6 protein-coding genes are annotated in these 6,213 nt (G+C 60.0%); 4 read left to right on the top strand and 2 right to left on the bottom strand.

The window, feature by feature from the left end; genetic code table 11:
- The 3 genes from WAW39_RS15630 to ppk1 form a co-directional block, all read left to right on the top strand.
- Positions 1-311, top strand: a 311-nt coding sequence (locus WAW39_RS15630; protein WP_422320120.1) for an ROK family protein, incomplete at its 5' end; no start/stop codon positions are given.
- 33 nt (positions 312-344) lie between these two features.
- Positions 345-1,901, top strand: coding sequence for a hypothetical protein (locus WAW39_RS15625; protein ID WP_422320119.1), 1,557 nt, complete (start codon positions 345-347; stop codon positions 1,899-1,901).
- On the top strand, positions 1,876-4,029 hold the full coding sequence (gene ppk1, locus WAW39_RS15620; RefSeq protein WP_422320118.1) for a polyphosphate kinase 1: 2,154 nt from the start codon (positions 1,876-1,878) through the stop codon (positions 4,027-4,029). Before WAW39_RS15625 ends, ppk1 begins: the two co-directional genes overlap by 26 nt.
- On the opposite strand, the gene WAW39_RS15615 is transcribed toward ppk1, so the two are convergent.
- On the bottom strand, positions 4,030-4,755 hold the full coding sequence (locus WAW39_RS15615) for an MIP/aquaporin family protein (protein ID WP_422320117.1): 726 nt from the start codon (positions 4,753-4,755) through the stop codon (positions 4,030-4,032).
- Between the two features lie 122 nt (positions 4,756-4,877).
- On the opposite strand from WAW39_RS15615, the gene WAW39_RS15610 reads away from it, so the two are divergent.
- Positions 4,878-5,756 carry an alpha/beta hydrolase family protein gene (locus WAW39_RS15610; protein WP_422320116.1) on the top strand — a complete coding sequence of 293 codons (879 nt, stop codon included), beginning with the start codon at positions 4,878-4,880 and terminating at the stop codon, positions 5,754-5,756.
- 20 nt (positions 5,757-5,776) lie between these two features.
- Here the strand turns inward: WAW39_RS15610 and WAW39_RS15605 are convergent.
- The coding region (locus tag WAW39_RS15605; RefSeq protein ID WP_422320115.1) for an MlaE family ABC transporter permease at positions 5,777-6,213 on the bottom strand (437 nt) is incomplete at its 5' end.

The raw sequence follows: 6,213 nt of genomic DNA, 5'->3' as shown, positions 1-6,213 counted from the left end.
TCCGCAGCAAAGCGCTCGCCAATGCTTTCCGCAGCGGTGAAGACGCGGCCATGATCATGTTCCGCAACTCGATCCGCTATCTCGGCATGGGGGTCGCCACCGTCGTCAACCTGCTGGCCCCCGACCGCATCACGCTCGGCGGCGGTTTGGTCGAGGAACTGCCTGAACTCTACATGAACCTGCTCAAGGAAGAGGTCGAGCACTACGCCATCCCGGAACTTGCCCGCGGGATCAAATACTCGCTCGCCAAGCTTGGCGGCCAGGCCGTGGCCGCTGGTGCAGTGGCATGGATGCGAAGCACAGGAAAATAACAACTGCAGAATGCCTCACCACGTATTCATTCCATGAGTGACGCGACCCCACCTGTCACGCTCAATCCGCCGCCAGAACATGCCGTCATTTATGTGGGTGCGGCTTCGGTTTCGCTCGTCATCGGCCGGAAGGATGACAAAGGCCAGTTCATCAGCATCGAAAGCCTGGACCGCCCGCTGCCCGTCGCGCGTGATATTTTCCGCGCCCGCAGCATCTCTCGCAACACCGTCGATCAAGCAGCCGCCATCCTCCGCGATTATCTTCAGACGATGCGCGAGTATGGCATCCCGCCTTCGCAGCTGCGGCTCTTCACCTCCAACATCCTCGCGGAGGCCGTCAATCACGAAATTTTCCTGAACCGTCTCCAAGTTCACAGCGGGGTCGCCCCGAGCCTCATTGATGACGGCAACATGACTCGCCTCGTCTATCAGATCGCCCAGCGCATGCTGCTGAAGAATCCCCTGCTCGCCAAAGGGAACACCTTTGTCTCCCACATCGGCCCCGGCAACACTCGTGCGATCTATTTCCAGCAGGGCCGCCTTGCTGCCTACAGCAACTACCGCCTCGGCATCTTCCGCGCCCGCGAAGCCATCGCCACGCCGGATGATGAGGCCCGCCAGCAAATGGTGCATCTGGAAGAGCACATCCGCGGTGTCGTGGATCACCTCGCGCAGGATTATTCCGACGTAAAAATCGACCACCACGTCGCCATCGGTGCGGAGATTCAAAGCGTTGCCCCACGGCTTGGCAAAGCGCGCCACGGCGCGCATCGCGTGCTGGAGAATGATCTCGCGCGCCTCACCGACAAACTGGCACGACTGAATCCCGACGAACTCGTGCGTGAGCTCCACGTGCATTACACCGGCGGTGAAGGCATCATTCCCGCGCTGCAGACCAATCTCGCGCTCGCACGTCGTTTTGGCGATGATTCCCTCTGGGTTCCCGAAGGTGACTTCCAGCTCGAACTCATGCTGGATCTGATGACCTCCGGCTCGCGCACCGCGATTTTCCAGGAAGAAGTCATGCAGGCCGCCTGCGAGATCGGCCTGCGCTATAAAACTGATCGAAAACACGCCGACCACGTCGCCAATTTCTCCCGCCAGCTCTTCCGTGAGCTGCAGCATCTGCACGGACTGGACGCCAAATACGAACTCGTGCTCCGCATCGCCGCCACGCTGCATGAGGTCGGCATGTTCATCAGTCCGCGTGAGCATCACAAGCACAGCCTCTACATCCTCATGCACACCGAGATCTTTGGTCTCAGTTCGCATGACCGCGTGATGGTCGCCCTGCTCGCCCGCTATCATCGCCGCTACAATCCTGAGCCGAATCACGCGCACTTCTCCGACCTCTCACGCGAAGAGCGCATGATCGTGCTCAAGCTCGCCGCGCTGCTGCGTCTTGCAGACGCCCTGGATCGCAGTCACGCGCAGCGCATCAAATCCATCCAGCTCCGCCCCGAAGGCACCCGGCTCAACGTGCTGACCCAGGGGGCGGATGACACCACAGTCGAACAGATCGCCATTGATATGAAATGCGATCTCTTCCGCGAAATTTACGGTTATGACATCATCCTCGCCAAATCCTGATTTATCAACCGCGCCGCCGCCGCTGCGCCTGACCGAGGATCACTTCATCAACCGCGAGCTGAGCTGGCTCGCCTTCAATTCTCGTGTCCTTGATGAGGTGGCGCGCATCGATCTGCCCGTGCTCGAACGGGTCAAGTTTCTCGCCATCACCGCGTCGAACCTGGATGAATTCTTCATGGTCCGCATCGGTGCCCTGCAGTTTCTGCGTGAGCAGGGCCTGCGCGTGCGCGACAACGCCGGCCTCACCCCCACCCAGCAATGGGAGCAGGTGCACCAGCAGGCCGCCGCCTTTGTGGCACGGCAGTATGACATCCTGCAGCAGCAGCTCGTGCCCATGATGAAGGAGAAGGGCATCAGGCGCCTCCTGAACACCGAGCTCACACCCGCACAGCGCACGGTGCTGCATGAGTACTTTGACGAGCACATCTTCCCGGTGCTCTCGCCTGTGGTGGTGGATGACACCAGCGCACGTGCAGCCATACCGGCGCTGAACATCATCATGCTCTGCACCGTGACCGGCGGCGACAATGGTCACTCGGAAAAGCGCCATGTGCTGCTGCCGCTGCCCGCCAATCTGCCACGCCATGTTCTGGTGCCTGATCCTGAAGGCGGCCAGTACCTTTACGTGAACCTCGAAGATGTCGTCGCGCTGTTCATCGGTGAATTTTTCCCTGCGGAGAAAGTCTCCGCTCCCGCACGCTTCCGCGTCAGCCGCAACACGGACATCTCCGTCGATGACGAAAGCGCTTTCGACCTCGCCAGCGAAATGGAACAGGTGCTCGAAAAGCGTCTGAAGAGCCCCGCCATCCGCATCGAAATCGAGTCCGGTGCCTCGCGCGAGCACACCCGCATCATCCGTGATCTCTGCGGCGCACGCACCGCGCAGATTTATGACATCCCCGGCGAGCTCGATCTGCGCGCCTACTTTCAAATCGCCAGCATCTCCGGCTTCGAAGAACTCAAGGTCGAGCCCTGGGACAGCCTCCCCAGCACCGCCATCACACCCGGCGAAAGCATCTTTGATGCGATCAAACGCGGGGACATCCTGCTGCATCATCCCTATGAGAGCTTCGAGCCCGTCCTCGCTCTGGTGGAGGAAGCCGCGGCTGATCCGAACGTCATCGCGATCAAACAGATCCTCTACCGTACCGCCAAGAACAGCCGCATCATCTCCGCGCTCATCCGCGCCGCGCAGGCCGGCAAGCACGTCACCGTGCTGGTGGAGTTGAAAGCGCGCTTTGATGAAGCCCGCAATCTCGAACGTGCCGCAGACCTCATCAATGCAGGCGCGCAGATCATCTACGGCGTCGCCGGTTTAAAGACGCACGCCAAGGTCTGCCTCGTCATGCGCCGCGAATCCGGCCACATGACGCGCTACATGCACTTCGGCACCGGCAACTACAACGAGGCCACCTCCAAGCTGTACACCGACATCAGCCTGCTCACCTGCCGGGCTGATTTTGGCGCTGATGCCTCCGCGTTTTTCAACACCGTCACCGGTCGCTCACGTTTCGTGCATTTCAGCAAGCTCAGCATGGCCCCCTATGGCCTGCGCGAGCGCCTGGTCTCCATGATCCGCAGTGAAACCGAACGCGCCCGCCAGGGCGAAGCCGCCGAGATCATGCTCAAGATGAACGCGCTCGAAGACCGCCAGATGATCGCGGCGCTCTATGAAGCCTCCCAGGCGGGCGTGAAGATCCGCCTCAATGTGCGCGGCATCTGCTGCCTGCGCCCGGGCATCAAGGGCATCAGTGAAAACATCAGCGTCGTCAGCATCATCGACCGCTATTTGGAACACGCCCGCATCTTCTGGTTCCGCCAGGGCGGCAAGCCCGCTGTGTTCATCGCCAGCGCGGACTTCATGAACCGCAATCTTTCCAAACGCGTCGAGCTCCTCACCCCCGTCGAAGACCGGGAGGCGCGCAAACGCCTGCAGCACATCCTCGAAGTCCACTTCGCCGACACCGCCCGTGGTCGCGTCCTCAAGGCGGATGGCACCTGGCAGCTGCTCCACGTCACCGCCGCCAAAGCGCGCCGCTCTCAGGAGCAGTTTGCCCGCGAAATGGCCAAGCGTGCGCGGCAGTCGAATGAATCACCGGATGTGCTCGTGCCTCACACTCCGAAGTGATCACCACAGCGCCTTGTAAACCAGCGCCCCGACAATCCCGCCGATGATCGGACCGACGACTGGAATCCACGCATAGCTCCAGTCAGAACTGCCCTTGCCAGGGATCGGCAGGAGGAAATGCGCAAGGCGTGGGCCGAGGTCACGTGCAGGATTGATGGCGTAGCCGGTGGGGCCGCCGAGGGACAGGCCAATCGCACCCACCAAAAGGCCGACCAGCGCAGGCGCGAGGCCTTTGTCGAAGCCTGAATTGGGCACCAGATTGGCAGGAGACAGGATCGCCAGCACACCGAGCACCAGCATGGCAGTGCCGATGGCCTCGCAGATCAGATTGCCTGCCGTGTGGCGGATCGCCGGGCCGGTGCTGAAGACCGCCAGCTTGTCGCCTTGGGATTCCGTCACCGGCCAGTGTGGCAGGTAGGCCAGCCAGACGAGAATGCCGCCGAGAAACGCGCCCACCATTTGTGCGGCGATGTAGCCGGGAACCAGCGCCCACTCGAATTTACCGATCGTCGCCAGACCGATGGTAACCGCGGGATTCAAATGCCCGCCGCTGATGGCAGCCACGCAATAAACTGCCACGGCCACCGCAAAGCCCCAGCCCGCAGTGATCACAATCCAGCCCGCATTATTGCCCTTTGTCTGCTTCAGCACCACATTTGCGACGACACCGTCGCCTAGGAGGACCAAAATCATCGTACCGAGGAGTTCTGCAAGATTGGCGGACATGGCGGTGCTTAATTGGTTGAATTTCAGCGAAGGCTATCGGGCCGGGCGAAAAAGAGCAAGAGAGAAGCACAAATCAGCTTTTGCATTGCCGCCGCTCGGACAGCCATTTAGGCTTTCTGCGCATGAAATTCCTCCCAACCGGACTCTCCGTTCTTTTGCTCTTCACTGCAGCAGTTCAGGCCCAATCCCCGGCTGCCAGCTCCAGCCCGAACATCCCCACAGGCATGGTTCGGAAGGAATATCAGATCACCGGAAATGGGAATCAGGTGTGGGTTTACCATCCCTCCATCATGAAGGAGGATTCCATTCCATGCATTCTCATCGCGGCTGCGGGCACACGCATGTTTCATGGCATGGATCTAGGCGACGGAGATGTCCCTGAACATTTGCCGTATGTGAAGGCTGGATTTGCCGTCGTGGCTTACAGTCTCAGCGGGCCGTGGCCTGCGGATCCCGTGACCGACGCTGGCGTCATCAAAGCAAGCACCACCTTCATCCAAAGCCAGGGCGGTCTCAACGATGCCATTGCAGCTCTGCAACTAGCCAAGGAGAAGCACCCCTTTCTCAGCAACTCCCACGTCTATGCGGCAGGCCATAGTTCCGCTGGTGTTGTAGCTCTGAACCTCGCTCAAAAACTGCCTCTGCTGCGCGGCTGCATCGCCTATGCACCGGCTCCTGATTTGGAGCAGCGGTTCGGTGCCAAAGTGATCTCACAGCTAGATACTGGCATCACCGGATTCCGAAAGTTCGTGGAGGAAAATTCTCCCTTCCGGAATGCAGAGCAGATCCACTGCCCGGTGCTTGTCTTCAATGCGCTGGACGATTCCAAAATTCCGCCCGTCACCATCCACGCTTACGTCGAACGCCTTCAAAAGGCAGGCAAAACCGTCAAGCATGTCGAAGTCCCCACCGGTGACCATTATGATTCCATGCTGAATGAGGGCATTCCACAAGGCATTCAGTGGATCAAGACACTGGAAGCCGCCGGCTCAAAACCTTGATCACCCGCTTTTAGCCCGCCTCACGATGCCGTGCCCATCGGCGACACATAATTCAGCGCGATGGTCAGAAAGAAATTCGAAACCAGCATCGTCAGCGAAGAATACACCACCGCACGCGTGGTACCGAGCCCCACACCGACGGCACCATTCTCCGCCATGAGTCCCTGATGGCAGCTGATCAGCGTGATGATGATGCCAAACATCAGCCCCTTGAACATGCCGATTCCCACATCCAGCACCTCGGTGTGATCCACGGTGTGCTGCCAGAACCAGCCGCCCGGCACATCAAAGCCATAAACGATGAGGACATAAGACGACATCAAACCGAAGGCGATGCTTTCCGCCACCAGCAGCGGCATGGACACACACATCGCCAGAAAGCGCGGCAGCACGAGGTAATCCACCGGGTGCACGCCCATGACGCGCAGGGCATCAATCTGCTCGGTCACTTTCATCG

Source organism: Prosthecobacter sp. (genome assembly GCF_049294395.1).
In the GTDB taxonomy this organism is placed as follows: Bacteria; Verrucomicrobiota; Verrucomicrobiia; order Verrucomicrobiales; family Verrucomicrobiaceae; genus Prosthecobacter.
This window is presented reverse-complemented; position numbering and strand designations above follow the sequence as displayed.